21 protein-coding genes are annotated in these 25,344 nt (G+C 39.9%); 10 read left to right on the top strand and 11 right to left on the bottom strand.

Annotation, left to right across the window (positions count from 1 at the left end; all coding sequences use genetic code 11):
- Window position 1: 1 nt before the first annotated feature.
- The 6 genes from AKG39_RS03930 (at window position 2) to AKG39_RS03905 (ending at window position 5,667) form a co-directional block, all read left to right on the top strand.
- Window positions 2-1,270, top strand: coding sequence for an NAD(P)/FAD-dependent oxidoreductase (locus AKG39_RS03930; protein ID WP_083439403.1), 1,269 nt, complete (start codon window positions 2-4; stop codon window positions 1,268-1,270).
- Window positions 1,267-1,629 carry a DUF1667 domain-containing protein gene (locus tag AKG39_RS03925; RefSeq protein ID WP_050739055.1) on the top strand — a complete coding sequence of 121 codons (363 nt, stop codon included), beginning with the start codon at window positions 1,267-1,269 and terminating at the stop codon, window positions 1,627-1,629. Before AKG39_RS03930 ends, AKG39_RS03925 begins: the two co-directional genes overlap by 4 nt.
- Window positions 1,630-1,808: 179 nt before the next feature.
- Window positions 1,809-2,573 carry a GDSL-type esterase/lipase family protein gene (locus tag AKG39_RS03920; RefSeq protein WP_050739054.1) on the top strand — a complete coding sequence of 255 codons (765 nt, stop codon included), beginning with the start codon at window positions 1,809-1,811 and terminating at the stop codon, window positions 2,571-2,573.
- A gap of 15 nt (window positions 2,574-2,588) precedes the next feature.
- Window positions 2,589-3,050, top strand: coding sequence for a DUF4358 domain-containing protein (locus AKG39_RS03915; protein WP_050739053.1), 462 nt, complete (start codon window positions 2,589-2,591; stop codon window positions 3,048-3,050).
- A gap of 17 nt (window positions 3,051-3,067) precedes the next feature.
- On the top strand, window positions 3,068-4,468 hold the full coding sequence (locus tag AKG39_RS03910) for an MBOAT family O-acyltransferase (protein ID WP_050739052.1): 1,401 nt from the start codon (window positions 3,068-3,070) through the stop codon (window positions 4,466-4,468).
- A 101-nt stretch (window positions 4,469-4,569) separates the two neighbouring features.
- Window positions 4,570-5,667, top strand: coding sequence for a DHHW family protein (locus AKG39_RS03905; protein WP_160316141.1), 1,098 nt, complete (start codon window positions 4,570-4,572; stop codon window positions 5,665-5,667).
- Window positions 5,668-5,770: 103 nt separating this feature from the next.
- Here AKG39_RS03905 and AKG39_RS03900 read toward each other — a convergent pair whose 3' ends face one another.
- From AKG39_RS03900 to AKG39_RS03870, 7 genes are all read right to left on the bottom strand, one after another.
- Complete coding sequence (locus AKG39_RS03900; protein ID WP_050739050.1) at window positions 5,771-6,688, bottom strand: CobW family GTP-binding protein; 918 nt, start codon at window positions 6,686-6,688, stop codon at window positions 5,771-5,773.
- Between the two features lie 74 nt (window positions 6,689-6,762).
- Entirely contained in the window at window positions 6,763-8,112 is a 1,350-nt protein-coding gene (locus tag AKG39_RS03895; RefSeq protein ID WP_050739049.1) for a uroporphyrinogen decarboxylase family protein, read from the bottom strand.
- 44 nt (window positions 8,113-8,156) lie between these two features.
- Complete coding sequence (locus AKG39_RS03890) at window positions 8,157-9,068, bottom strand: DMT family transporter (protein ID WP_083439402.1); 912 nt, start codon at window positions 9,066-9,068, stop codon at window positions 8,157-8,159.
- 205 nt (window positions 9,069-9,273) lie between these two features.
- The gene (locus AKG39_RS03885; protein WP_050739047.1) at window positions 9,274-9,915 is read right to left on the bottom strand and encodes a corrinoid protein; all 642 of its coding nucleotides are present in this window, start codon (window positions 9,913-9,915) and stop codon (window positions 9,274-9,276) included.
- A 25-nt stretch (window positions 9,916-9,940) separates the two neighbouring features.
- Window positions 9,941-10,795, bottom strand: a complete 855-nt coding sequence (panB, locus tag AKG39_RS03880; RefSeq protein WP_201780245.1) for a 3-methyl-2-oxobutanoate hydroxymethyltransferase — start codon at window positions 10,793-10,795, stop codon at window positions 9,941-9,943.
- Window positions 10,796-10,920: 125 nt separating this feature from the next.
- Complete coding sequence (locus AKG39_RS03875) at window positions 10,921-12,138, bottom strand: NAD/NADP octopine/nopaline dehydrogenase family protein (RefSeq protein ID WP_050739045.1); 1,218 nt, start codon at window positions 12,136-12,138, stop codon at window positions 10,921-10,923.
- Window positions 12,139-12,711: 573 nt separating this feature from the next.
- A complete protein-coding gene (locus AKG39_RS03870; RefSeq protein WP_050739044.1) occupies window positions 12,712-14,355 on the bottom strand; it encodes a BCCT family transporter in 1,644 nt (547 codons plus the stop codon).
- 750 nt (window positions 14,356-15,105) lie between these two features.
- Here AKG39_RS03870 and AKG39_RS03865 point away from each other — a divergent pair.
- From AKG39_RS03865 to AKG39_RS03850, 4 genes are all read left to right on the top strand, one after another.
- On the top strand, window positions 15,106-15,885 hold the full coding sequence (locus AKG39_RS03865) for an aspartate/glutamate racemase family protein (protein ID WP_050739043.1): 780 nt from the start codon (window positions 15,106-15,108) through the stop codon (window positions 15,883-15,885).
- Between the two features lie 76 nt (window positions 15,886-15,961).
- On the top strand, window positions 15,962-17,392 hold the full coding sequence (locus AKG39_RS03860; RefSeq protein WP_050739042.1) for a trimethylamine methyltransferase family protein: 1,431 nt from the start codon (window positions 15,962-15,964) through the stop codon (window positions 17,390-17,392).
- 36 nt (window positions 17,393-17,428) lie between these two features.
- Window positions 17,429-18,844: a trimethylamine methyltransferase family protein gene (locus tag AKG39_RS03855; RefSeq protein ID WP_050739041.1), complete on the top strand. Its 1,416-nt coding sequence runs from the start codon at window positions 17,429-17,431 to the stop codon at window positions 18,842-18,844.
- Between the two features lie 143 nt (window positions 18,845-18,987).
- The gene (locus AKG39_RS03850) at window positions 18,988-20,439 is read left to right on the top strand and encodes a sigma-54 interaction domain-containing protein (RefSeq protein ID WP_050739040.1); all 1,452 of its coding nucleotides are present in this window, start codon (window positions 18,988-18,990) and stop codon (window positions 20,437-20,439) included.
- Window positions 20,440-20,495: 56 nt separating this feature from the next.
- Here the strand turns inward: AKG39_RS03850 and AKG39_RS03845 are convergent, their stop codons facing one another.
- From AKG39_RS03845 to AKG39_RS03830, 4 genes are all read right to left on the bottom strand, one after another.
- Window positions 20,496-21,140, bottom strand: a complete 645-nt coding sequence (locus tag AKG39_RS03845; protein WP_050739039.1) for a 5-methyltetrahydrofolate--homocysteine methyltransferase — start codon at window positions 21,138-21,140, stop codon at window positions 20,496-20,498.
- A 68-nt stretch (window positions 21,141-21,208) separates the two neighbouring features.
- Window positions 21,209-21,943: a GntR family transcriptional regulator gene (locus tag AKG39_RS03840; RefSeq protein WP_242852548.1), complete on the bottom strand. Its 735-nt coding sequence runs from the start codon at window positions 21,941-21,943 to the stop codon at window positions 21,209-21,211.
- 118 nt (window positions 21,944-22,061) lie between these two features.
- A complete protein-coding gene (locus AKG39_RS03835) occupies window positions 22,062-23,603 on the bottom strand; it encodes an FGGY-family carbohydrate kinase (protein WP_050739037.1) in 1,542 nt (513 codons plus the stop codon).
- A 141-nt stretch (window positions 23,604-23,744) separates the two neighbouring features.
- Window positions 23,745-25,265, bottom strand: coding sequence for a xylulokinase (locus AKG39_RS03830; protein WP_050739036.1), 1,521 nt, complete (start codon window positions 25,263-25,265; stop codon window positions 23,745-23,747).
- Between the last annotated feature and the right edge of the window lie 79 nt (window positions 25,266-25,344).

Genomic DNA, 25,344 nt, shown 5'->3' with positions numbered 1-25,344 from the left:
CATGATTTATGATGTTGTTATATTAGGAGGCGGACCAGCTGGTTTGGCTGCCGCTGCTGAAGCAAAGAAACAAGGCGCAGAGAACGTTTTGATTCTTGAGCGTGACCGTGAACTGGGGGGAATCCTGAACCAATGTATTCACAATGGTTTTGGTCTCCATACCTTTAATGAGGAATTAACCGGACCTGAATACGCCGAGCGTCATATTAATGAAATCGTTGAATTGGGTATTCCCTATCTCTTGAACACCATGGTTTTAGATATGGTCGAACACGGCGATCTTAAGGTAATCCATGTCATCAATGAAAACGACGGCTACATGGCCATTGAGTCTAAAGCCGTTATTCTTACCATGGGTTGTCGGGAACGGACTTCTGGAGCCATTGGCATACCGGGTTATCGGCCTTCCGGCGTCTTCACTGCCGGTACTGCCCAGCGATTTATTAATATGGAAGGCTACATGTGCGGCAAAGAAGTGGTAATACTGGGATCCGGTGATATCGGTCTGATAATGGCCCGGCGCATGACATTGGAAGGTGCCCATGTTCAGGCCGTATGTGAACTCATGCCTTATTCAAATGGTTTAGTCCGAAACATTGTCCAATGTTTGGATGATTATGATATTCCCCTGAAATTAAGCCAAACCATTACCTTTATCCATGGTAAAGACCGGGTCGAAGGCGTCACCATTGCCAAGGTCGATGAACGGCTTAAAGCCATTCCCGGAACCGAAGAATTCATTCCCTGTGATACCCTGCTTCTTTCCGTGGGATTGATTCCGGAAAATGAAATCACCCGTCATGCCGGGGTTGAGATGGATCCTAGAACCAGTGGTTCCGTGGTTGGCGAACTTCGTCAAACCTCAATGCCTGGTGTTTTCGCCTGCGGCAACGTCGTTCATGTCCATGATCTTGTGGATTTTGTTAGTCAGGAAGCAGTTCTTGCAGGCAAAGGGGCGGCAAAATACCTTAAGGGCCAGTTGAATGCCGACGTTGACTTTACTACCGTTAATGGCGACGGCATTGGTTATGTGGTTCCCCAAAAAGTAGCTATAAAAAATGTGGACGACAGTGTTACCTTCTATATGCGTGTCCGTCAGGTATTTAAAGATAAGGTTGTCAATGCCTATATTGGTGATACCATTATTGCCACAAAAAAAGAAAAGAAATTTTTGCCTGCTGAAATGGTAAATTTTAAAATTACCAAAGATATTTTAGCAGAATATCCCAGCGGAGAAATCCGTTTTGTCGTAGAGGAGGCAAAGAAATGAAAAAAAATATGACTTGTATCGTTTGCCCCGTCGGTTGTCAGATGACCGTAGAGGAAAAAAATGATGGTACCTATGACGTCACCGGCAATACCTGCAAACGCGGTCCTAAATATGCGGTTGCCGAAATGACCAACCCCACCCGGGTTGTTCCCACCACGGTGGTTATTAAAAATGCCATGCTTCCGCGACTGCCGGTTAAAACGGCTCAACCGATTCCAAAGGGACAGATTTTTGATGCAATGGCTGTTATTAATCAGGTTGTTGTACAAGCCCCGGTTAAAACAGGTGATGTTGTCTTGAAAAACCTTTTAGGTCTTGGAATTGATGTTGTTGCCACACGAACCATGAATAAATTCTAACTCCTGATTTTAAGTCACGGTGCATAGCGAAAGCTATGCACCGTGACTTTTTTATTTACATCCAAAAAATCACTAATAATACATAGAAAAATATTTATTTGTTACAAAAATAATGTTGTAATTTTCCAGCAATTTGAGATAATTAAGTGGCATGAAAATTCACTGAATAAAGGTGTTCTATGAAATATAATAATAAAAACTTCCCACCTTCGGTTATCATTGCCATTATCCTTATTCCGGCAATTATCATTGGAAGCGTGTTTTTCATTTACTTTAAAAAAATTTCCGATAAAAATGCAGTAATAGCATCCGGGATTAACGCCTTGTATACATTGCAATCCCGGGATGTTTTATCAATGGAAGAGGAAATCGATTTTATGAAGCGTAAAGCCGTAGATGCAGATAATTACCCGGTGCTTTTTGAATCATCTGTTGTTCTAGGCGATTCGATTGCTGAGGGCCTTGGCCTTTATGGTTATTTAAAGCCGTCTTCACTTATTGGGCTACTTGGAAAATCCACTGCCACCAGCATCGAAGATGTTCCAAAACTTGTGGATTTAGCTCCCCGCAATGTCTTCATTGAGCTGGGGCTCAATGATCTCAGCGCCCCGAATCACGATCTTAATTCATTTATCACTTCCTACGATAATCTCATCGATGCCATTAAACTGCAATTGCCCAATACTCAAGTTTATATTTGCAGTATTTTCCCCGTCACCGAAGAAGTCCTTCTGGATCGACCGGAATTCGCCCAAATTGAAGCCTACAATGCTGCCTTAGTTGAGTTGGCTAAACGAAAAAACATTCATTATCTGGATACCTATACCTTATTAAAAACAAACCCCCAATATTATGCCGAGGATGGCATCCATATGTTATCGGGATTTTATCCGATATGGTTGGACACCCTTGTTAATAAAAGCGTTCTCGTCAAATTACTATAGAATTGGAAAGTGATCATGAAAAAATTTGGATTAATGATACTTATTATACTGTTGGCTCTTCCTCTTTTTGGCTGCAGCCAGAATACGTCCCCGGCTCTGTCGGATGTGGAAGCTGATCTTATTGCTTCCGGGGAAACTCAGGGAATGATCAAAGCTGATGGAAAAGCTCTGAAACGCTTTTATGGACTGAATATCAGCGATTTTGAAGAAGTTGCTGTTTATTCGCCTTCAAACTATATGGATGTATCAGAAATGCTGATCATTAAATCTAAGGACGTTGCACAACTGGATCTCATCGAAATTGCTATTGACACCCGGGTTGCCAAACAACTTGAAAGTTTCAGCGGTTATGGCCCTGAACAGTGTGCCCTTCTTGAAAATTACGAAATCAAAATTATTGGCAACACACTTTTTTACTGCGTCTCTCCGGATGCAGCAAATCTAAAAAACACCTTCAAAAAAAGCATGAAAAATTAACTCACCAAGGAGCTCCAATGGTATTTAGCAGTATTTTATTTTTATTCACTTTTCTCCCTCTCGTTTTAGTTTTTTATTATGTTTCTCCTAAAACCCTGAGGAATGCACTGCTTCTTTTGGCAAGCCTATTTTTTTATGCCTGGGGAGAGCCAGTGTATGTTTTTTTAATGTTGTTCACCATTCTTTTCGATTATTTCATGGGTTTGTTCATGGATGCCCAAAGGGGAAGAAAACGAAAAATAATATTTATTGTCACCCTGATTGTAAATCTTGGCTTTCTGTTCTTTTTTAAATATTATGGGTTTCTTATTGAAACGATTAACCAAATTTTTTCAATTGCAATTCCCTATGAGACCTTAGCTCTACCCATTGGCATCTCTTTTTATACCTTTCAAATCCTTTCCTATGTCATTGATCTTTATCTTAAAAAGGTACAGTCACAAAAGAATATTATTTCCTTCGGTTTATATGTCACCATGTTTCCCCAGCTCATTGCGGGACCCATTGTTCGTTATTCTGACATTAATGCTCAGCTCTCCAGCCGAACCGTGGATCAGGAAAAGTTCGGACTCGGTGTGGAGCGTTTCATCCAGGGTCTTGGAAAAAAAGTCCTGCTGGCAAATAATATTGGCTACGTCTGGACCATGATACAGGGAATGGGTACCAGTGAATTGTCGGTTTTGACCGCCTGGATTGGTATTATTGCCTTTACTTTCCAGATTTATTTTGATTTTAGCGGTTATTCCGATATGGCCATTGGCCTGGGTAAAATGTTTGGTTTTGATTTTATGGAAAACTTCAATTACCCCTATATTTCCAAAAGTGTTTCCGAATTCTGGCGGCGGTGGCATATTTCCCTGGGCACATGGTTCAAAGAATATTTATATATCCCTTTGGGTGGCAATCGTGTCCCTATTCCCCGTCTTTTTATCAACCTCTGTATTGTTTGGTTGCTTACCGGGCTTTGGCATGGCGCCAGCTGGAATTTTGTGATCTGGGGTGGGTACTATGGTCTTATCCTTTTCTTTGAAAAGGTCTTTTTCCAAAAATACCTGGAGATGGCTCCAAATTTTCTTCAGCATATTTATACGATGATTCTAGTCATCATTGGCTGGGTATTTTTTGCCAGTCCGGATATGAGTTATGCGCTTGATTATATTCGCATCTTATTTTTTAGTGCTCAGCATACTTTGGTCGATAGCACTGCCATTTATTATCTGGGTACAAATGCCTTATTATTCCTATTATGTATCGTTTGTTCAACCCCAATTATAAAAATCACATTCAAAAAACTGATCCATACCGAAAAGAGCTGGATTGTTCCTTTGGCCCTGAGTCTCAATGGCATCATTATTCTTTTATCCATTGCATACCTCGTCACTGAAACCTACAATCCCTTTCTATATTTTAGATTTTAAGGTGAATTATTATGCGTAATCAAAAAAAAAGATCGTCTCATCAAAAACATACCTCTTCTCAATTTTATTATAAATATTTAAACTTTCTAGGTTTACTATTTATGAGTATTTTGTTGATCATTCCTCTGGTTTCTCTGGTATTGCCGGATGTTCAATTTTCTCCTGACGAAAATCGGATCCTCACCCAATTCCCAAAATTTTCGGTGGATAACTTTATCGATGGCCGTTATATGAAAAAGGCAGAAAAATACACGGCTGATCAGCTTGTTGGCCGGACCTCATGGATTAAAACAAAAACCAATATAGATCGCTTACTGCAAAAAAACATTTCCAATGGAATTTATCTCGGAACAGAGGGTACCCTCATCGAGAATTTTAATCCCTTACCCACAGAAGATCTCAATAGAACACAGGCTGCCATCAATGCTTTTTACGAAAATCATCCTGACCTTAAAACTTACTTTATGGTGGCTCCCAATGCCATCAGCATCTACTCTGACAAGCTCCCTGCCAATGCCCCGGTCATTAATCAGAAGAGCAGTATTTTGGCCTTCACATCAGGTTTAAACAGCGGCATCACCATTCTTGATCCCAGCTCAATTCTCGAGGTAAATAAGGCTTCCGCTCTTTATTATAAAACCGATCATCACTGGACCACCCTTGGCGCCTGGCTGGCCTTTCAAGGCGTTGCCGAAGCCATGGAGATCAAACCCAATCTTGATGCCTACACAGTTTATCCGGTGACCTATGATTTTTCAGGCGCCCTTGTCTCCAAAAGCGGTTATTCCCTTAAAAACAAAGATTCAATTGAGGTTTACCTTCCCAAAAGCGAAGATGATTATTCAGTAGTTACCTACGTTGAAAATCAAAAAAAATCACCTTCTCTTTATAATTCCGAGCAGCTTACCGGAAAGGATAAATATGGAGTATTTCTCGACGGGAACCATCCCCTGGTTACCATTAAAAACCACGTAAATAATAACCGAAATTTACTGATAATAAAGGATTCCTATGCCAATGCCTTTATTCCGTTTCTCACCCCTTATTTCAGCGAAATCACCGTTCTTGACCCACGCTATTATTTTGATTCTCTGGAGAATCTTATTTTAGAATCTGAAATCACCGATATTCTCTATCTATATAACGCCAACACTTTTTTCCGAGATACCAGCCTTGAGTCCGTTTTAAATGATGTGTAAAATAAATAAAGACTGTGCCAAGGGACTTCTCCTTACCACAGTCTTTTTATATTTTTTAATTAAATATTATTTTTATTGCTTTATGAATTTTATTATCATCTTCCTATATCACGAAAGGGGTATGGCCAAGATATTTTCCCCATAACTTAATCAGATCACTGATGATTCGTATTCCCACCGAGGAAATAAAAACCACCTCTGTTTTTTCCACTGGTCCAAACCAGGGATTCATCACTGCAAAGTCATTCACACAGCTTACCTCATAATTCCCGGAATTGGTTCGAACAAAACCTTTGATTCGATGGGCTGAAAATTTAATTTCATGGAGAAATCCGCTAAATTTTTGGAAATCAACTATTTCGTGGGTTTTTAGTATTTTGGTTACCAGTCTGGATTCCCATGTGTTTCCAGTTGGTTCATTCATGGCTTTTCCAACCGTCATATTTTTGACCATAAATTGAATGGGAGCTTCACAAAAAATAGCTCTGTAAATTTCAACATTATGGTTGATCGCTCTAATTTTTTTCTCGATTATCCCGAGTATTTCCGGTGTTTGAAGATCAGTCTTATTGATAATCACTGCACTGGCATAAAAAATCTGTTTTTCAAGTGCTAAAATTACATCAAATTGCCTGAGAAAGTAAAGACCGTCTACGATACAAATGGAACCGGCATAATCATAGGCTTTTGCGGCTAATTTGGTGACGGTTTCAAGAATAGTACCCATATTTGAAGGATCAGCCACGCCCGAGGATTCCACAAAAACAATTTCCAGGTCATAGCTTAAAAACTCGGCCAGCCCTTTAATGAAGTTTTCTTTAAGACAGGCACAAAATATGGAACCGTTAGTAAGTTCGATCAGATCGAAGTTTCCTCCTTTAATCAGTTTTCCATCGATGCTTGTTTCCCCGAATTCGTTCATCAGAACCCCTATTTTAGTGCCCTCATAGGTCTTTAAAAGATTGGTTAACAATGTGGTTTTTCCTGATCCCAAAAACCCGGTGAGTAAGATAAGCTTCATATTCTGGCCTCCTTATACAAAAAAACGGGAGCGCTCTGTGCTCCCAGATATTTTGACAAAAACGATTGTTTAATTTATAAATATTTTCCGACTACTTCAAGCAATTCCTGTTTTCCTGGTATTATCGAAGACCATTGGAGCTTACCGTTAATGTAAGTGGACGGCAAATGCTCAACGCCCATTTTCTTAACCCGGGCAATATCATTTTTATTGGTATACTTGTATTCCTCAATATCCACCTTATCCCCAAATTCGTCTTTTGCCAGCATAATGCCTTTAACCATATAGGTGCAAGCCGCACAGGTTGCAGAATCCAAAGTGAAGATTTCAATAAAGGGTTTATCCAAATTTTCGTAATCCGGAAGATCAATTTGAATGTTTTCATCCACAGCTTCATAATTTTCAATCATCTTACGAACACTGTCCGTTTGTTTGATGGCTTGAACCGTTGCCACAGTATTATCAATGGGCACATAATAAGGCATATCACACCCCGGGCTTACAATTAAGTTATGATGATCAATATTATCCAACATATCAACGATAAATTTCATATTATCCTGTTGATTACCAAAGAGCATAGTAGTAGTTAATGGAATATTCCCTTCTATGGTAATGTTATACTTGTCAGTAATTTTTTTAGCATCAACGAGATTAACATTTTCATCGACTGAAATGCCATCTGGATTTGTGCGACACATGACGTCCATTTGAACCGTAGCATCACCACACACAAAGAACGAACTCAAAGCACCTTTATTTCTGATGAAATCAAACGCTGCCTGAAACGGTTCCAGAAATAATGCTTCAATGGATTTAGGTGAAATTTGACTGATAAGTGGATCAACTAAAGCAATAATATCCATACCTGCATCAATATAATATTCTGACATGGCATTACATACTTCCACGCAGAAACCAACCAATTCCTTGACATACTCAGGATACATAATAATATCCATAAAGAATTCACTCCCCCGAATATGCGAAGCCAAAGTTACCGGACCGCAAATTAGTCCATACAGAGCAGTATCATCTCCAACGGCGGCTTTTAAACGTTTCATAACATCCACAACCATGGGAATACGTCCATCGGTTATTTTTGGAATCTTACATTTACATGGAACCTTTAATTCCCCGGCAAAGGGGTGTGTCATCACTGACGGTGGATTATCTTCCGCCCATAAAAGTTCACAACCTAAAATTTCAGCTTCTATTTGAAGGTCAAATATTACCGGCATCCCATCCGGTGTATAAAGTTTATGAACTTCCATAAGCGAATCAAACAGCTTATCCCCATCGGTTAGCACTTCTCTGGCCGTGAATCCTTTTAAAAATCCTGCATGAACACCGCTAAAGGGTACCCATGCAACCTCATCTACTTTTTCATGTCTTAGCGTTTTCAATATTAAATCTTTACCCATTTTTTCTCCTTTTATTATATGCTTACTTATATTTTTAAATCGTTTTATCTTTTATTACTTGTGAATATGGACTGAATTTCCTGAGAAAAAATATCAGAGTCGGAGGACCTGCTAACCAAAATAACCGAAATCAGCATCAGTATTGCGCCTCCAACGGTATTTCCGTTCCAGGGCTCATGAAACAGAACAATTCCTAAGATCAGAGTTACCACTGCTTCAAATGCAATAATTAATGAGGTTTGTGTTGGCCCAATTATTTTAACGGCAAAGGTCACCATCCGGAGCACAAAAATTGTAATCCCTCCCAAAACTGCAGTTACTACAATGGCTTTCGGAGAAATCATAAAAGAATTAAGATTTCCACTGATCAATAATCCCTGAAGTCCAAAGATCAATGCACTGATTCCACCAAGATAAAAAACGGTTACCGAATTTTCCAGTTTTTGTAGACTACTTTTTTGAAGGCTTACAAGATAGATACCATAGGTTAATCCCGCCCCCAAAGCCAAAATACTACCAATATTCATGAGGTTAAAATCAAAGTTCATAAGACAGATGATTCCTAAAATTGCAATGACTAATGCTGTAATTTTAAATTTATTGGGTTTTTCTTTGAACACCAATCCCATAATCAGTACCACAAAAAAGGGATAGGAAAAGTAAAGCATTGTTGCCAGGCCCATTGACATAAAGTTAAACGACTGAGCTAGTAAGAAGGTCGCACCGCCGTATCCGAAAACCGAGAAGATAATCAATTCAACCATTTGTCGTTTGGTCAGTTTGATTCTTTCTTTTTTACTCATAAAGGATAAGCCCAGAAAAGCGAAAACAAAAGCGTAACGATAAAATAAAATTGTTGTTGGGCTGAAGCCATCCAACATCAGCGCTTTTGTCAAAACTGGAATGGTTCCGGCCGCTAATGCAGCGCTAATGGCAGCAATAATTCCTGGTGACATAATCTGCTCCTTTGTCTTTTTATTTGATTGTCTAAAAAAAGGCACCTCCTAATGCTGAGTGCCATGTTTATAAATTATACAACAAATAAAACTTTTTTTGGGGGTGTCCCTGGCAATCAATCCAGAATACCAAGAACCTTATAATAGTTGGTTCCCATTGTCAGTCGAGTGATACTGGCTATTAAAGGAAACAGAGTCTGGCTATTTATTTTTCAACAGCAGTTACAGCCGCTAATTGTCTGGCAGCATCAACCGCCCCGGAAGCATCTGATGCATAAATTGCACCGATTTTTTCGCAGTACCCCGATGTCAGGGGTGCTCCGCCAACAAGATATTGAACGTTAAGTCCTTCAGCTTCACAGGCTTTGATAACTTCTTGCATATAGGTCATTGTGGTTGTTAACATGGCGGACATACCGACAATATCAGCATTGTTTTCTTTAACCGCTGCAACGAATTGCTCGATTTTGGCATCGATACCTACATCAATAACTTTGAATCCCGCACTTTCAAGCATCATAACCACAAGGTTTTTACCAATATCATGAAGATCGCCCTTAACGGTGCCAATTACAACGGTTCCCAGGCTTGGCATATCCTTATCGGCAATAAGTGGTTTTACAATGGCCATACCGGCATTCATGGCCCGCGCTGCCATTAATACTTCAGGAACAAACATTTCACCATTTTTAAATTTTTCGCCAACCACGTTCATGCCGCCCAGTAAGCCTTCATTGATTATGGCTATGGGATCTGCTTTGGCAGCAACCAATAGATTGACGTTTTCCACAATACTTGATTCGTTGCCGTCAATAACAAATTGACCTAAATCTGTAATCTTTATCATTTCTTTTCTCCTTCTGATAGTTAATTTATTTAATTTCAGCTAAAAGTTTTTCAAGATCAGCTGCTTCTTTATCTGCAATTACATAGGTATGAACAGCATCATCCGGGAATGAACCATTTCGCACTTCTTCGCAAAATCCGGTGAATCCTTTTAGTAATTCTGCCCCAACGTTGGCGTATTTTTTAACAAATTTAGGAGTGAAGTCATCATAATATCCAACCATATCCGCATAAATTAATAATTGACCATCGGTAAACGATCCTGCGCCAATGCCTAAAACAGGGATGCTTAGTCTTTCAGTAATGGCTTTTCCAACAACGGCCGGTACACCTTCAACGAGTATAAATGCAGCGCCGGCAGCTTCAATTGCTAGTGCTTGTCTTAGTAGTTCCATAGCAGCTCCGGCACTTTTTCCCTGGGCTTTGTAACCACCCATTTGTGCTGCAAATTGTGGTGTTAAACCAATATGACCCATAACCAGAATTCCAATATCGGCGATGGCTTTAATTCTGGCAACGACGGAATCAGTACCGCCTTCTAATTTAATGGCGTCAACCAGTGACTCCTTTGTAAAACGTCCGGCATTAAACACTGCTTCTTCATCGGAGATCTGGTAAGACATGTAAGGCATATCACCGATAATAAAGGTATTCGGAGCCCCTCGTCTGACTGCTGAAGAATGAGAGATCATATCTTCCATTGTAACGGGATAAGTTGTTTCGTGGCCTAAAGTTACCATGCCCAGTGAATCTCCCACCAGAATCATGTCAACCCCTGCCCGTTCTTCATACTTGGCGGTTAAGTAATCATAACCGGTAATGTAAACAATTTTTTCCTTCTTTTCTACCATTTCTCTAAAATTAATAATGCTTTTTTTCATAATATTCTCCTTTAATTTTCCTATTTTGTTTTTTACTTCAGGTGGTCTTCCTGGGAAAACCGTCCACGGTCACACTCTTAAAATTAAGAGTGTGTACCATTGAAAGTTTTATCTAAAGGGATGATTTATTTGGTTTTTCCGGTTCTTAAATACTCATTAAGTTCTTCTTTTGTCATGTTGTCAATGCCGATGTATTCCAGCGTATAGCCATTGGCAGTCAGGTCTCTTCCTAAAATGGCACATGCCAGGCTGATCATGGAATCAACAACAGGTGTTTTAACACCATAAACATCGCCGAGTTGTTGGTAAACATAACATCCCACCGGAATATCTTCGGTGATGTAGCGGTTTTCCATAGTAAATGGTCCAGTCCCATATTGGATCGGATCTTGTTTGTCAAAGGGGATTAAATAATCAAGTCCCATATATTCTTGTCCCAAGACATTTTCACGAGAGAAGAAATGTTCTTTTTCATAAGGTTGGATACCTACGCCGATTGTATCTGCCAGTGAACATTCTTCCTGATAGAAGGTGTATTGAACCTGGGATATTGAAGGACAATAGGCATGGGAATAGATGGAAAATTGATATTTATCATCGCCAAAGATGGTGCCAAAGTTTTCCATGGTTGATACCCCAAGAATAGCGCCTGGGCAGTGAAGTACTGGATTGACATTGGAGAATCCGGTATCCAGAACGGTGTCTCCGGCAACAGCGCCTTCGCCTTCGGTGACGGCATCCATTGATGGTAGATATTTTGAACTTTCGATAAACGCTTCAGTATCGGTAGCAGGCATTGCTGCACCACGAAGGGTAATGGCCCGGTAGTACACTCTGATTTTGTGAGTGATCACGCCGCCTGGCATATCCACACGGCTGCCATAGGTAGAACTTGACCAACCACCGATGATGACTTTCTTGGTGCATCCGGCTTCACGCATCATTTTGCGAAAGATCAAGGTACCAAAGTTGTCTGGGAAAATATGAATCACTTGTCCGTCTTCCAGACAAGGAATTAATTTTTCAAAAAAGGGTTTGTGTCCAAAGGTTGGTGTTGCAATAACGATAATTCCTGCACCTTTTACAGCTTCGGCAACATCAGTGGTGACTTTTTCCATTTTGGCAAAGCCTTCACGTTCAAATCCATAAAGATTGACTTGTTCTCCGTAAAATTTAATCCCAACTTTTTCAACGTTTTTTAATGTTTTTTCTGCAAAGGGTGCAAAGTCACAAATTCTAACCTTTGCACCTCCTAATGCACAATCTCCGGCAATCGCTTTACCAACTGCACCTGCGCCTAAAACTGCAATAGGCATGTCTTTTAAATAACTCATATCTGCCATGTTTCTTCTCCTTTTAATTCTTCTCAGTTTAAATTAACTGATTAATAATCTTCTTGGGGTTATTTAAAGCAAAGTTCGTGCCAAAAGCTAGGAAATACAATAATATTTAAAAAATGTGCATTCCATAGGCTTTTACGAACTTTTATTTTTGTATTTCTTTTTTACTAAAAATGAAAGTGCAAGATTTTATGCATGTAAAGGTTTCACATCCCTGCTTTCATCGGATATTTTCAAAAAATGTCTGGATGTAAGCGATTTCTTCAGGGTGCCATATTTTTTTGCACGTTGTTTATTTTTTGCACTCCAACACCATATACCATTAAAATATACCAAATTTCAAGTCTAATAATTTGTTCCCAATTAAAAGCTGCACATCATATAGTCCTCTGACCATTAACTAATCTTGTTTCCTTACTAATTATTTATCTGGGATAACTATTCTAAAATCTGCATCTAGTGGCCATAAAACATTCCTCCTAAATGAGCCATGACAATAGATTTCTGAACATCTTAGCGTTTGTCAAAAAATTAAAAAGGCATTGCAATTTAAATTGCAATGCCTTTTTGAACTGATTATTTCTTTTTATTGTTTTTGCCAAAAGTAAACCAGCTTTTATGAATCTTTGGATCAGCCAGTTCTGCTGCGGCGTCAGCTGCTGCTGCCATTGCTTCTGATTCCATAAAGTCAGCAAACTCGACATCGTCGCGTTTGTGTTTTCCTTTGAATAAATGAACAAGGAAACCAACCATCATTGCCAATTCGATGAATAAAATCGGGAAACCGGCAATAGTCTTTACGATTTTAATGCCATCAATTCCGCCGCTGATAACAAATACTAAAGATATTACACCAATGAAAACGCCCCAAAACACTTTAATTGGAAGTGGCGCTTCTTTAACACCCTTTGATTGTTTCAAAGACATGGTTGAAATGGTTGAAGTCATTGAATCCGCCAGAGTTACAAAAGATAAGCCGATAACTACTAACATAATAATTCGAACCAAATCTGTGAAGGGCAGGAATTCAAAAATGTACATCATAAAGGCCTGGGCACCGTTTGCGGCCAGGAACCCTGACATATCGGCAACACCGCTTAATTGAAGATTAAGGGCAAATCCTCCAAATACACTAAACCAAATAATTCCAAAAAGTGCTGGAAAAACAACGTTAACCGTAATGAATTCACGAATGGTTCGTCCATAGGCCAGTTTTACAAGGAATAATCCAACAATTGGTCCAAATGACAGCCAATCCACCATCCAGTACATATCCCACCATTGCGGCCAAAGATCAGTGTCAATACCTGGTTGGGTAAACAAGCTTAAATCAATGAAGTTATTAATGAAATACCCAAAGGATTGGGTCATTAAATTAAAGATATAAGCGGTTGGTCCGGCAATCAGGACAAAAACTAACAGACCGATAAAGATCCAGGCATTTTTATCACTGAGCCAGGTAATGCCACGATCAAGACCCGTGGCACTTGAAATCGTATAGGAGGCGATAATAACAATGGCAATGATCGTCCAAACTATCGGTCCTGGTTCAATCCCGAAAACAAAATTTAAGCCACTCCCAATTTGGAGTAATCCGTATCCCAGGGAACCGGCAACACCGCCACAAATAGCGAATAAGATGATTCCATCGATAATATTGGTAAGCTTAGTGTTTAACTCTTTCCCATTATTTAAATAAACAAGACCTGCGCTGGTGGTATAGCTTGAATTCATATTGTAATAAGCATAACCAATGGTGATCCCTGCAACTGCATAAATTGCATAAGGTGAAAAGGACCAATGCAGGAACGATTTACTCATCGCCCAGATAATGGCATCCAGACTCCCGGGTTCAACCCCTGCGGCTAAAGGCGGTGCAAAGGTGTGCATCAGTGGTTCGGTGGCACCCCAGAATACAATCCCGGTACCGATGCCGGCACATAATGAAATGGCCCACCATATCCAGGTTTTATATTTTGGCTTAGCGTTTTGCCCGCCAAATTTAATACTGCCAAACGGATGAACAAACAAAAATACCAGAAATGCTACGAAAAACAGAACCCCTAAAGAGACCATCCAGCCAGCATTAGTCATCAATGCAATAAAGAAATCTGTCATTGTGGTGGTAAACTGTTCCGGCGCAATGAAGCCGATGATAAGAATTATTCCCATAAGGACTATAGGAATTAAAACCGGGATAACACGTAATCTTTTTAACATAATTTTCTCCCTCGTATGAATTTTATTGTACACTATTTGTGCCCAATTGGATAATTGTTTTATTTATTTAACAATTATTCCTCCGTTCGATCTTTTACCTTAGACAACACCTCCTGAATTTTATTGTTTTTTTATTTATTAATACTGTTTAATGCAAGCTTTGTGCCAATTCGTAAAATTAATGTTATTTTTAAAATAGGCATACCCAGGCCTTTTGAAAAGGATTTTTCATTCAAAATCCTTTTGTGCTGCAAAATATTATGCATTAATTTAGACTTTTTTATTGAAATCCATTACATGTATCCCTACATCAATGGATTTTTAGTTGTTTTTATCTGATTTTTGCATGCAATCATTTTTTGCACACTGAATTTTGTTTCAAAATTCGCATGACACTCCATAAATGACCTCTCAATAAAGTAACACCTTTATGAAACTACTCCCAATACTTAATTAATAATAAATTAGCTACTCTTCTTACTTTTTTACGAAATATAAAAAAACGAGACTTTTATATCCCTGCAAATGAACTATACAACATCCTTTATATAGAAGAAAGTAATTCTTATATTTTCAATTCTAAATATTGCTTTAAAAAAATTGTGTAAGGTTTTCATTTGCGCAGCTGTCATATATCTTATACACTCATTTTATTCTTAAAATTAAATATTTCTATGTATTTTGGCATAATCCTTGCATGTTAACTATTACAGAATATAAATAAATTGTTTGATAATTTAGGAGGAAAAAATGCAAAGAGATTTAGGAATTAATTACATGACCACCCGAAAAAACCATACCTGCTATGGTATGGGCATTGGTATAATGGTTTTAGATGACGCGTATCCCGGTTTTCCTGGGGATGTTCGAAATGCAAGTGCCTGGGGCTTCCCGATTCAGTATGAAATTGCCAGAGGCGTTGACAATTACACCTTGGTATGGGAACAGGATAAAACCCCTTGCCGTGAGCCCATCGTTCAAGCTGCTAAAAATCTGGAACGCATGGGATGCCGTGCGATTGCTGCTGAATGTGGTTACTTTGCCTATTTCCAGCAGGATGTTGCAGCTGCTGTGGATATACCGGTTTTCATGTCCAGCCTTCTTCAGGTTCCCTTTATCCAACAACTCATCGGACCTAAAAATGCAGTCGGCATCATTTGTGCCCAAAAACGCTTCTTAACTGACACACATTTAGAAAAGGTCGGAATCGATCTTAACAGCAACTTCTATATTGCCGGTGCCCAGGATGAATATGGCTGTCCCCAATTTGACAGTCTCTGGGATCACGAAAAACGTCCTGAAATTCCAGAAAGCTACTATGATGAATCTGAAAAAGATATGATCCGCATCACCAAAGAATTTATCATAAAACACCCTGATATTAAAGCTATTATGCTAGAATGTACGGGTATGCAGCCTTTTGCAAGAGCCATTCAACGTGCGGTTGATCTGCCGGTATTCAGCTGGGGAACCCTGCTTGACTATGCTAATTCCTGTACAACACACCGTGACTACTACGGCAGTATCTAGTCTATACCTCTCATAGCGGACTCGTTATCATTTGTCCGTTATGAGAACTTCATTAAATTAAGAAAAGAGATTATAAATGAAAGCTTATGAAAAATATGTTTCAAAATCCGATGTCCAATTAATCCATGAAGAATCCTTGAAAATACTGGCGGAAGTCGGCGTGAAATTTGAGCACCCTGAGATTCTGGAAATTTTTAAAACACATGGGGCCCGGATTGAAGATAGTGTCGTCTTTTTAGACGAGAAGATGATCATGAACGCACTATCAACCATACCGGCAACTTTTACCATTGAAAATTCAAAAGGAAATCATACTCTTGGCGGCGGCAGCCTTATTTTAATGCCGGGTGTGGGCAACATTTTCCGACTGGACAATGGTCATCTTCATAAAATGACCAATGATGATGCGGTTGATCAGTTCAAACTTTCCGATACCAGTGATGTTATCAACTGTAACTACTTTAATATCTTTCTCGATGACAAAAAGCTTAGCCTTGATGAACGCGTTTTTAGTCCCATCGCCATGATTTTAAAATATTCAAACAAAACAGCCCTTCATTTACAGGCAAATACCTTTCCCTTAAAATCAAATATGCGGGAGTCCTTTAAAAAAGGATTGGAACTCATCGAAAAATTCGAGGGACGCAGCGGTGTTTACAACAATATCGTTCATGTCAATTCCCTGTCGCCTCTGTGTTTTGATCATGATCCGATGGAAAAATTCCTAATTGCTGCAGAAATGAACCAGCCGGTATGGTTTAGTCCCTGTGCCATGCCGGTGCTTACCGGACCTCCATCCGTGGCCGGACTGATTGCCATGACCAATGCGGAAGTGGTCGCCGGGATGGTTCTGTCCCAGCTTGTAAAACCCGGACTGCCGGTTGTCTATGGACAAACTTCCGCATCCACCAACCTGCGTACCATTCAATTAAGCATTGGTGCTCCTGAAACCGCATTAATTGCCTATGCAACCCGAGGCCTGGCTGATTTGTACAAGGTTCCCTGTCGCACCGGCGGCGGACTCAGTGATGCCAAGGATTTTGACATGCAAGCCGGTATTGAATCAGACATGATGATTCGTTCCACTTTAGAAGCCGCTCCTGATTTAGTGCTCCACTCCTGTGGCATAATGGGCAGCTTTAACATTCTGAGTTTTGAAAAATTCTTAATGGATGAAGATACCTACCGTATGAATCGACGTCTTTTGAAAGGAATTAATACTGAAGAAAAATATTTATGTCATGATCTGATTGCTAAAACAGGACCTCGCGGTAACTTTCTACAGGGAAGAACGCCCAAAATGTTCCGGGAAGAATTCTTTGTCCCTAAATATTTCAACAAAGAAGATCCCAACCAATGGCAGGAAAATGGCAGCAAACCGGTTCTTAAAGACGTTCAGGAAGCCGTCAGCGAACGACTTGCTTCTTATACCCCACCTGATATTACCAAAGAGCAATCTGCTCTATTAAATGAATATATCCCTGCCTGTTATCGAGATCGCATTTAAGCCCATCAATTGAAAAATTAATTTTAGGAGAATCTAATGGAAACAACACAACGAAACATCGAGTTTAATGTATTGAACCAAACAAAAATTGAAACCATCCACGAAAAAAGTATGGACCTTCTTGCGAATTTTGGCATGCGTGTTAACGGAGATCGAACCATTGCACTGTTAAAAAAATATGGTTGTACTGTTGACGGAGATCTGGTTAAGTTCCCTAAAGCTGTTGTGGACAAAGCCCTCAACACCATCCCCAAGGAACTGACCCTTTACACCCGTGATGGAAAACCCAATATGGTGATCAACAGTAAAAACAATGTTTATTTCGGAACGCATTCGGATCAATTGGAAATTCTGGATTACAAAAATAATACGGCCCGCCCTTTCCTTAAATCAGATGTAAAAGACATGTGCAAAATCGGCAGTTACTTATCCAATATCAGCTTTATCCTTTCTGTTGGTATGTGTGCCGATGTTGATCCAAGAGTACAGTCACAAATTACCTTTATCGAAACACTGAAAAATTTCGACAAAACCATTAATTTCTCCACCAATGACATTGAATCCCTGCAGGAGATTATTGATATTGCAGCGGTTGTTGCCGGCGGACATAAAGAGCTTGCCGAAAAACCATTTATCTTCAACTACTGTGAACCCATTCCACCGATGACACACCCTGCTGAAAGCACTGAAAAATTATTTGTCAGCGCCACCAATAAGATACCGGTTGTCTACATGCCTTACTGCATGATGGGCGGAACAGCGCCGATTACCATTGCCGGTGCCTTAACACAAAACAATGCCGAAATTTTAGCCGGTGTGGTTATTACCCAGGCGGTTAATGAGGGTGCCCCATTGATTTACGGATCAATGCCTACGGTTTTTGATATGAAAACCACCATTGGCTCTTACGGTGCCCCTGAGTTTCACAAATCTGTGGCTGCCGCCTCAGAACTGGCCAACTATTATAATTTACCTTTCTATGGAACTGCAGGCTGCAGCGATGCAAAAACGGTAGATCCTCAATCTGTTGCCGAAGTACAAATGGAACTTTTTTCGAGCATTCTGAGCAAAGCCAACATCGTTCACGATATTGGTGTTTTGGATCACTGCAACTCGGTTGCACCTGCCATGGTTGTTTTAGCCAATGAAATGATCGATCAGCTTTCCGCTTACTCCAGCGGAGTTGAAGTTAATGACGAAACATTAGCCATGGATGTCATTAAGGGTGTTGGCCACGGCGGTCATTATCTTAATGAAATGCATACACTGAATAATTTCAGAAGTGTATGGTATCCTGAATTTTTTAACAGACGGATGGTTAACCCCGATCAATCAGACGTTTTAGAAATGGTCACTGCCAAAATTGAAACAATTCTTAATACCCATGAAGTACCAGCTCTGGATCCTGCAATCCTTGCTAAAATTGAAAAAATCGAAAAAAAATATCAATAAAATTGTTATAAGAAATATTAGTGTTTTCAAGTCCCTTTTTTATAAATAACAGACAACCCCATTAAGGGGTTGTCTATATGAATTTTTTGGAAATCATGTTATGCTATCATTAGATTTGTAAACGATGAAATGGAGAAAACAAAATGAACGATTCCAATGAATCGATTTTAAAAGCTTTTAGCCAAAATGCTTTTCCCATCGAAGATGTGGAACGCATTGAAGATGTATGTATTCATGTTGTGGATTGCAACGGTAAAATTGTGTGCTATTCCAAGGGCTGTGAATCCATCGAGAATATGAAACACGATGATGTCATTGGAAAAAACATGTCCGACATTTACGATTATCTTGAAAATGAATCCATGGAATCCCTGGTTTTAAAAACAGGGAAAAAGGTTCAGGATGTTCATGTGAAGTACACCTCTCCTTCCGGTAAGGTTGCAGATGTTATCAGCAGCACCTATCCTGTTTTTTCAAGAGATAATCCCCATAAAGTTGAAGCTGCCATTTGTATTTATCGTGATATTTCCGCATTTATTCATATGGCCAGTACGATTAATAAATTGCAAAATGATTTGAAATCTCATCAACTTAAAAATAACGGTACCCAGTTTACCTTCAAGGATATCGTTGGAACAAGCCCAAATATTTCAGAGTGTATTCGACATGCGCAAATTGCCGCTCAAACCGCGGCACCCATTCTCATTGCCGGACCTACCGGCACCGGTAAAGAAGTTTTTGCACAGAGCATTCACAATGCAAGTCCCCAGGCAAATAAGCATTTTGTTGCTATTAACTGCAGTGCTATTCCCGAAAATCTTTTGGAAAGCACTCTTTTCGGCACAATGAAAGGTTCTTTTACCGGGGCCATTGATTCCGTCGGCTTATTGGAAACCGCTGAGGGAGGCACCGTCTTTCTGGATGAAATTAATTCCATGAATCTGGTGCTGCAGTCCAAGCTCTTACGCGTTCTGGAAACTGGAAAATACCGGAAAGTTGGCGGAAACAAAGAAATTACCACCAGTGTCCGGATACTCAGTGCTTTGAATCAGGATCCCTTAAAAGCCATTGAAGAAAAACATCTCCGATCCGACTTGTATTATCGGTTAGCGGTTTTTTCCATTCATTTGCCCGCACTTAAAGATCGAAAACAGGATATTCAAGAGTTGGCCCTTTCCTTTTTATCCACTGATGGAACTGCCATGGGGAAACAACTTTTCGAGGTTTCTGCTGAATCCCAGGAAATTCTGCTCAGCCATGACTGGCCTGGAAATATTCGGGAACTCAAACATGCCATCACCCATGCCATTTATATTGCCCAATATCAGGATACCATTCTTACCCCCGAGCTACTGCCGGATTATCTACGGAAAAATATTTCCGATAAAAGAATCTATGAAAAATTCTTATCTGCCAGTACCGATGATAAAAACTTAAAAGCTACCCTTCATAAAATTGAACGCCAAATGATTCTGGAAGTTTTAAATGCCAATGATCACAATATTTCTAAAAGTTCCCGGATTCTTGGAATTTCCAGACAAAATTTGCAGTATAAAGTGCGGCTTCATAATATCCAATCCAATTTGGATGATTAATTACAAAAAAGGCTATTTCTGTGAAAATTAATCATTTTCACAAAAATAGCCTTTTTTTATTCTTCGACGTTTCGAAATTCACAGGAAAGATTGGAACAGGTCTTACAATCATGATCTTTTGCTGCCAGATCAATATCCTTATCTGCGCCATATACATATCCCAGTGTTTTCACCGGATAATACATAAAACCTTCAGATATTCCCACTGAAATACTTTTTTCTCCATTCGTATAATCCAATATGGATTTTTGAAATTTCATGGGAATGATACTATCATCCGGGGAATATCTCATCGTTAAAGCATATCCCTGTTTTATGTAGATGTCATTTTTAACAACCTCATAATAGTCATTGGATGCGTTAAATAGAAGTATATCCCCCATACTATCAATCATGAGTCCCTTTAGAAAATCTTTTTCCATAAAATAGGATGTGGATAATTCACTTATTTTTGGGCCCAACGTCACCAAACAGTAAACAATATGACTAACTTCACAAAGTCCTTTATGGATTTTTTCAATTTCATCATTCGCTTTTAAAACATGAATGCCTTGAATATTTAATACTTCTGGAAGCAGTATCAACAATTCATCATAGGCCCGCATAAATTCTCCATATTGAGATTGGGTTTCATAAATATGCATGCGTTCAAATAATTCTTCTCGATCAATACGATATGGTATACTGGTAACTTTGTTCAAAATAAGTACTCCTGTTTTTTTATTTTTTATTTTTTTATTAAATTCAGAGGCGGCATTCGCCGCCTCGTTTAATTTCGGTATTCGTATTTCAATTTAATTTTATCTCCCCGGAAAACAACTTTGGAGTATTCATAGGGCTGATCATCCTTATCATAAAGTATATCTTCTAAAACAAGGAGCGGGTAACCCCGGGGCACTTTGAAAAGTTGACTTTCCTTTTCAGAAGCTCTAACTGATTCCAGTGTTTCAGATACTCGACTGGGTTTTAAATTGTATTCTTTTTTAAGAATTGTACAAAGCTGCTCCTCTTCCAATGCGTGGTCACTCAAGTTCTTACAGAGTGCATATGGAATCCTCGAGTAATGCAGACTAATTGGCTCGCCTTTCAAAAACCGCAAGCGCTCAATTTCCAAAATGAGTGTTCCCTGCTGACATCGCAAACGTTGTGCAACACCATAGGTTGCTTCTTTTTCAGAGACATTTAATAGTTCTGTCGTTATTTCTTCATAGCCCATTCGTTCCAATTGCTCTCGAAAACCCATATAGGCCAGTGACTCGGTGATGATTTTGGGCTCCGCTACAAATGTTCCTTTACCCGGTACCCGATAGAGTATGCCATCTTGTACCAATTGAGAGCAGGCCGTCCGAATGGTCATACGACTGACACCGTAGAGACGGTTCATTTCACTTTCGGATGGAATGGCTATATTAGGCTTCCACATACCACTTTCAATGTTGTTTCGGATTAACTCTTCCAATTGAATGTACAATGGTTTCGGATTTTCTCTGTTAATTTTGTACATATCAATACTTCCTTCCATAATGCTCTAGTTAGTATCACATATGGCTATACTCTATTAATTTTATCATAAACACTAGAAGATTAATAGAGATACCCCATCAATTGTTTTTGATTTTCGCTTATTTTAATTTTGCAAATTGTGTGTATACTCCAACTGAATTTAAACCAGTGTAAATATTTTTGTAAATGTTATACAGTTCATTATACTTTTCAACATTTTCAGGAATGGGCTCAATGGTATCCGTATATCGAACCATTGAAGTGACCCCTTGGGCAACACTGTCAAACCAGCCTGCACCGACACCTGCAATAACCCCAGCCCCAACAATGGTTGCATCTGGAATTTCAAGCTTGCGAATGGGGACTCCGAACATATCTGCAATAATCTGTCGCCAGGCCGCTGATTTTGTAGCCCCACCGGTTATGGCCAGCTGTTTTAACACCACCCCGGATTTTTTCATGGTTTCATACATGTCTTTGCTTTCCAGCGTAATACCCTCCATAACCGACCGAATCATGTCACTTTTGGTGTGTGCGAATGTAAGGCCGGCAAAAACACCTTTTGCATCAGGATTCCAGTAAGGATAACCGGATCCAATCAGAAAGGGCATGAAGATAATTCCTTTTGACCCAACCGGGCTTTTCTGAATGTGATTATCCATCGCTTCATAAGGATCCTTCCCAATTTTTTTACAGAATGCCACTTCAATTTCTGCGAGCTCATCCCTTGCCCAACGATAGCTGCTGGCCGCCCCGAGCTGGATACCTTCAAGATTGAACAATCCCAAAGATGCCGACGAGGTTGCCATAACGCCCGGAACATCTTCCAATACCAAATTTTCGGTACCCACAACCAATAAGCCGGCAGTTCCCAGTGTTAGTGATGCAAATCCATCTTCAATAACGCCGGCGCCAATAGCTGCACATTGCTGGTCTCCGCTGCCTGCCACTAAAAGCGTGCCAACGGTCAGACCTGTTTTTTCGGCCACGGCAGGGGTAATCTTTCCCACGATATCCCCGGGTTTAACCAGCTTTGGCAACTTTTTTTTATCAATTCCCAAAGCATCAATAATGTTGTCTGCCCAGTCCATTGTATTGGGATTAAGATAACCCGAGGTACAGGCATTGGTTACTTCACAGTAGAAATCATCAGCTCCAAAGCAATATTGGATATATTCAGGCATCATTGCCACGTATTTTGTTTTTTGATAAAGCTCAGGCCGTTTTTTCATCAACCAGAACAGTTTAATAAATGTAAAAGTTGGGGCCATAGGCATTCCCGTGCTTTTAAAAAACGTATCCGGATCCACCAGAGCCATAGCCTCCTCCAGAACCTCCGCCCCACGGTTGTCCTGCCAGCCGTAAAAAATATTTTCGATGGCTTCATTGTTTTCATCGACCAGCGTAAAAGTTGCACGCTGACACGAAAATCCCACCGCTTCGATTTCTTTTGGGTCAAGGCCCGATGATGTTACCGCCTGTTTGCATGCTTTATAGGTTTCCTCAACCAGTAAATCAACATTCTGCTCAACCCAATTGGGATTTGGATAGTTACAGGGATACTCACCATAACCGGTTCCAAAAATTTTGCCTTCTTTGTTAAGAATCATCGCTTTTGTCCCCGTGGTACCAACATCAACGCCGATTAAATATTTGCCCATGATTAAAATTCTCCTTTTATAATAATCAACCTATTTTACAATTATTTTAGCTAATATGCTCAATATTAAAGGGTATTATTTCCTTTTCACCTTTTAAAAATCAACGATTTATCCTATGAGAATAAGAAAATACGGATTTTATTAAAACACTTTTTTATCCAAGGCTTCATAAACATTTACAAAACGTTGGTAGGCAGCTTCATAGGCTTTAAAATTTTTAGAATTCGGATAATACGTATCGGAGATGCGAACCGCACGTTCTGCCGCAGCTTTACAGCTTTCATAGGCTCCAATACCAACCCCAGCGTAAAGAGCGGCGCCTAAACAACCGGTTTCGCTGGTTTGCAAAATATGAATTGGTTTTTGAAAAACATCTGCCAGCATTTGACACCATAATGGAGATTTCGCTGCCCCGCCGGTAATTCGGATACTCTCAATCTTAATCCCTGCTTCCTGTTCGGCCTGAACGATATCATTCATTTCATAACATATTCCTTCCATAACCGAACGGGCCATATCCGCTTTTTTCGTTCCCAGGCACATCCCCACAAAGGTACCACGGGCATTGCTGTTGATTCTTGATCCAGATGCGCCCTGTAAATAAGATAAAAATGTTATGCCATTGGCCCCAGGGGGCACACTTGCAATCTGTGAATTAATCAGCTCATAGGGGTCAATTCCCGATACGGCACCTGCTGCTTTTTCCAAGTCGCAAAAGGTATCGCGATACCAGCGATAACTGGATGCAGCGGTATTCGAAAAGGCTTCAATAGTCCAGTTTCCCACACCGTGATTGCCCTTTACCACCAGTCGACTTTTAGGGTCTCTAATGGGTTTATCCGACACAACAAAGCTCGATCCAAAGGTTCCGATAACCATGACGGCGGTACCATCTTCAACCGCCCCGGCCCCAAAGGTACAGCAGTTTTGATCGTGAGCCCCCATACAAAGCGGTGTTCCTTCCGCCAATCCTGTTTTTTGGGCAACATCGGCGGGAATATGTCCGACGACTTTTCCCGGTTCAGTTATTAATTTTGGACGTTTTTCCAAGGGTATTTCAAGCATGTCAAATATTTCCATTGCCCATACATGATTGTTGACATCACACATCCCGTCACGACTTGCCGAAGAGAGGTCGGTATAATAGCCGTCAGCACCTAATTCTTTTAGAAAATAATCCTGATGAGTAGAAAACATCGCCGTTTTTGCCCAATTTTCCGGTTCATTTTCTTTTAACCACACCAATTTTGTGATACTGAAAATATTACCCAAGGGATCCCCGGTTAATTGGTAATAGTCTTCCCGTGGCATCCTATCTGTTATCCACTCGATTTCTTTTTCGCCGCTGCGAAGATCCTGCCAACCCACAAAGGGTCGGATGCATTTTCCGTTTTCATCCAGCAAACCAATAACAGAACCCTGACTTGAAAAACCAACTGCCAGTATTTCCTTCGGGTCAACGCCCGATGCGGTTATGGCTGCTTTACAGGAATCAAATAACGCCGGCGTAATGTCTTCCGCGGTTTGTTCAACCCAGCCTGTTTTTGGATAGTAACAAGGATATTCGCGGTAATCACTACCGATGATGTTTCCATCTAAATCAAATACAACTGTTTTACACCCGGTGGTGCCGCCATCAATACCAACCAAATACTTACCCATGTTTATTTCTCCTTTATCTGTTTTATTTTTTGTATTTTCATAATGATTAGGGGAAACTTTTTTTCAATCCGACTTTTTA

It is taken from the genome of Acetobacterium bakii (genome assembly GCF_001263355.1).
In the GTDB taxonomy this organism is placed as follows: Bacteria; Bacillota; Clostridia; order Eubacteriales; family Eubacteriaceae; genus Acetobacterium; species Acetobacterium bakii.
The sequence above is the reverse complement of the archived record's forward strand: the minus strand, read 5'-3'. Positions and strand labels throughout refer to the sequence as shown.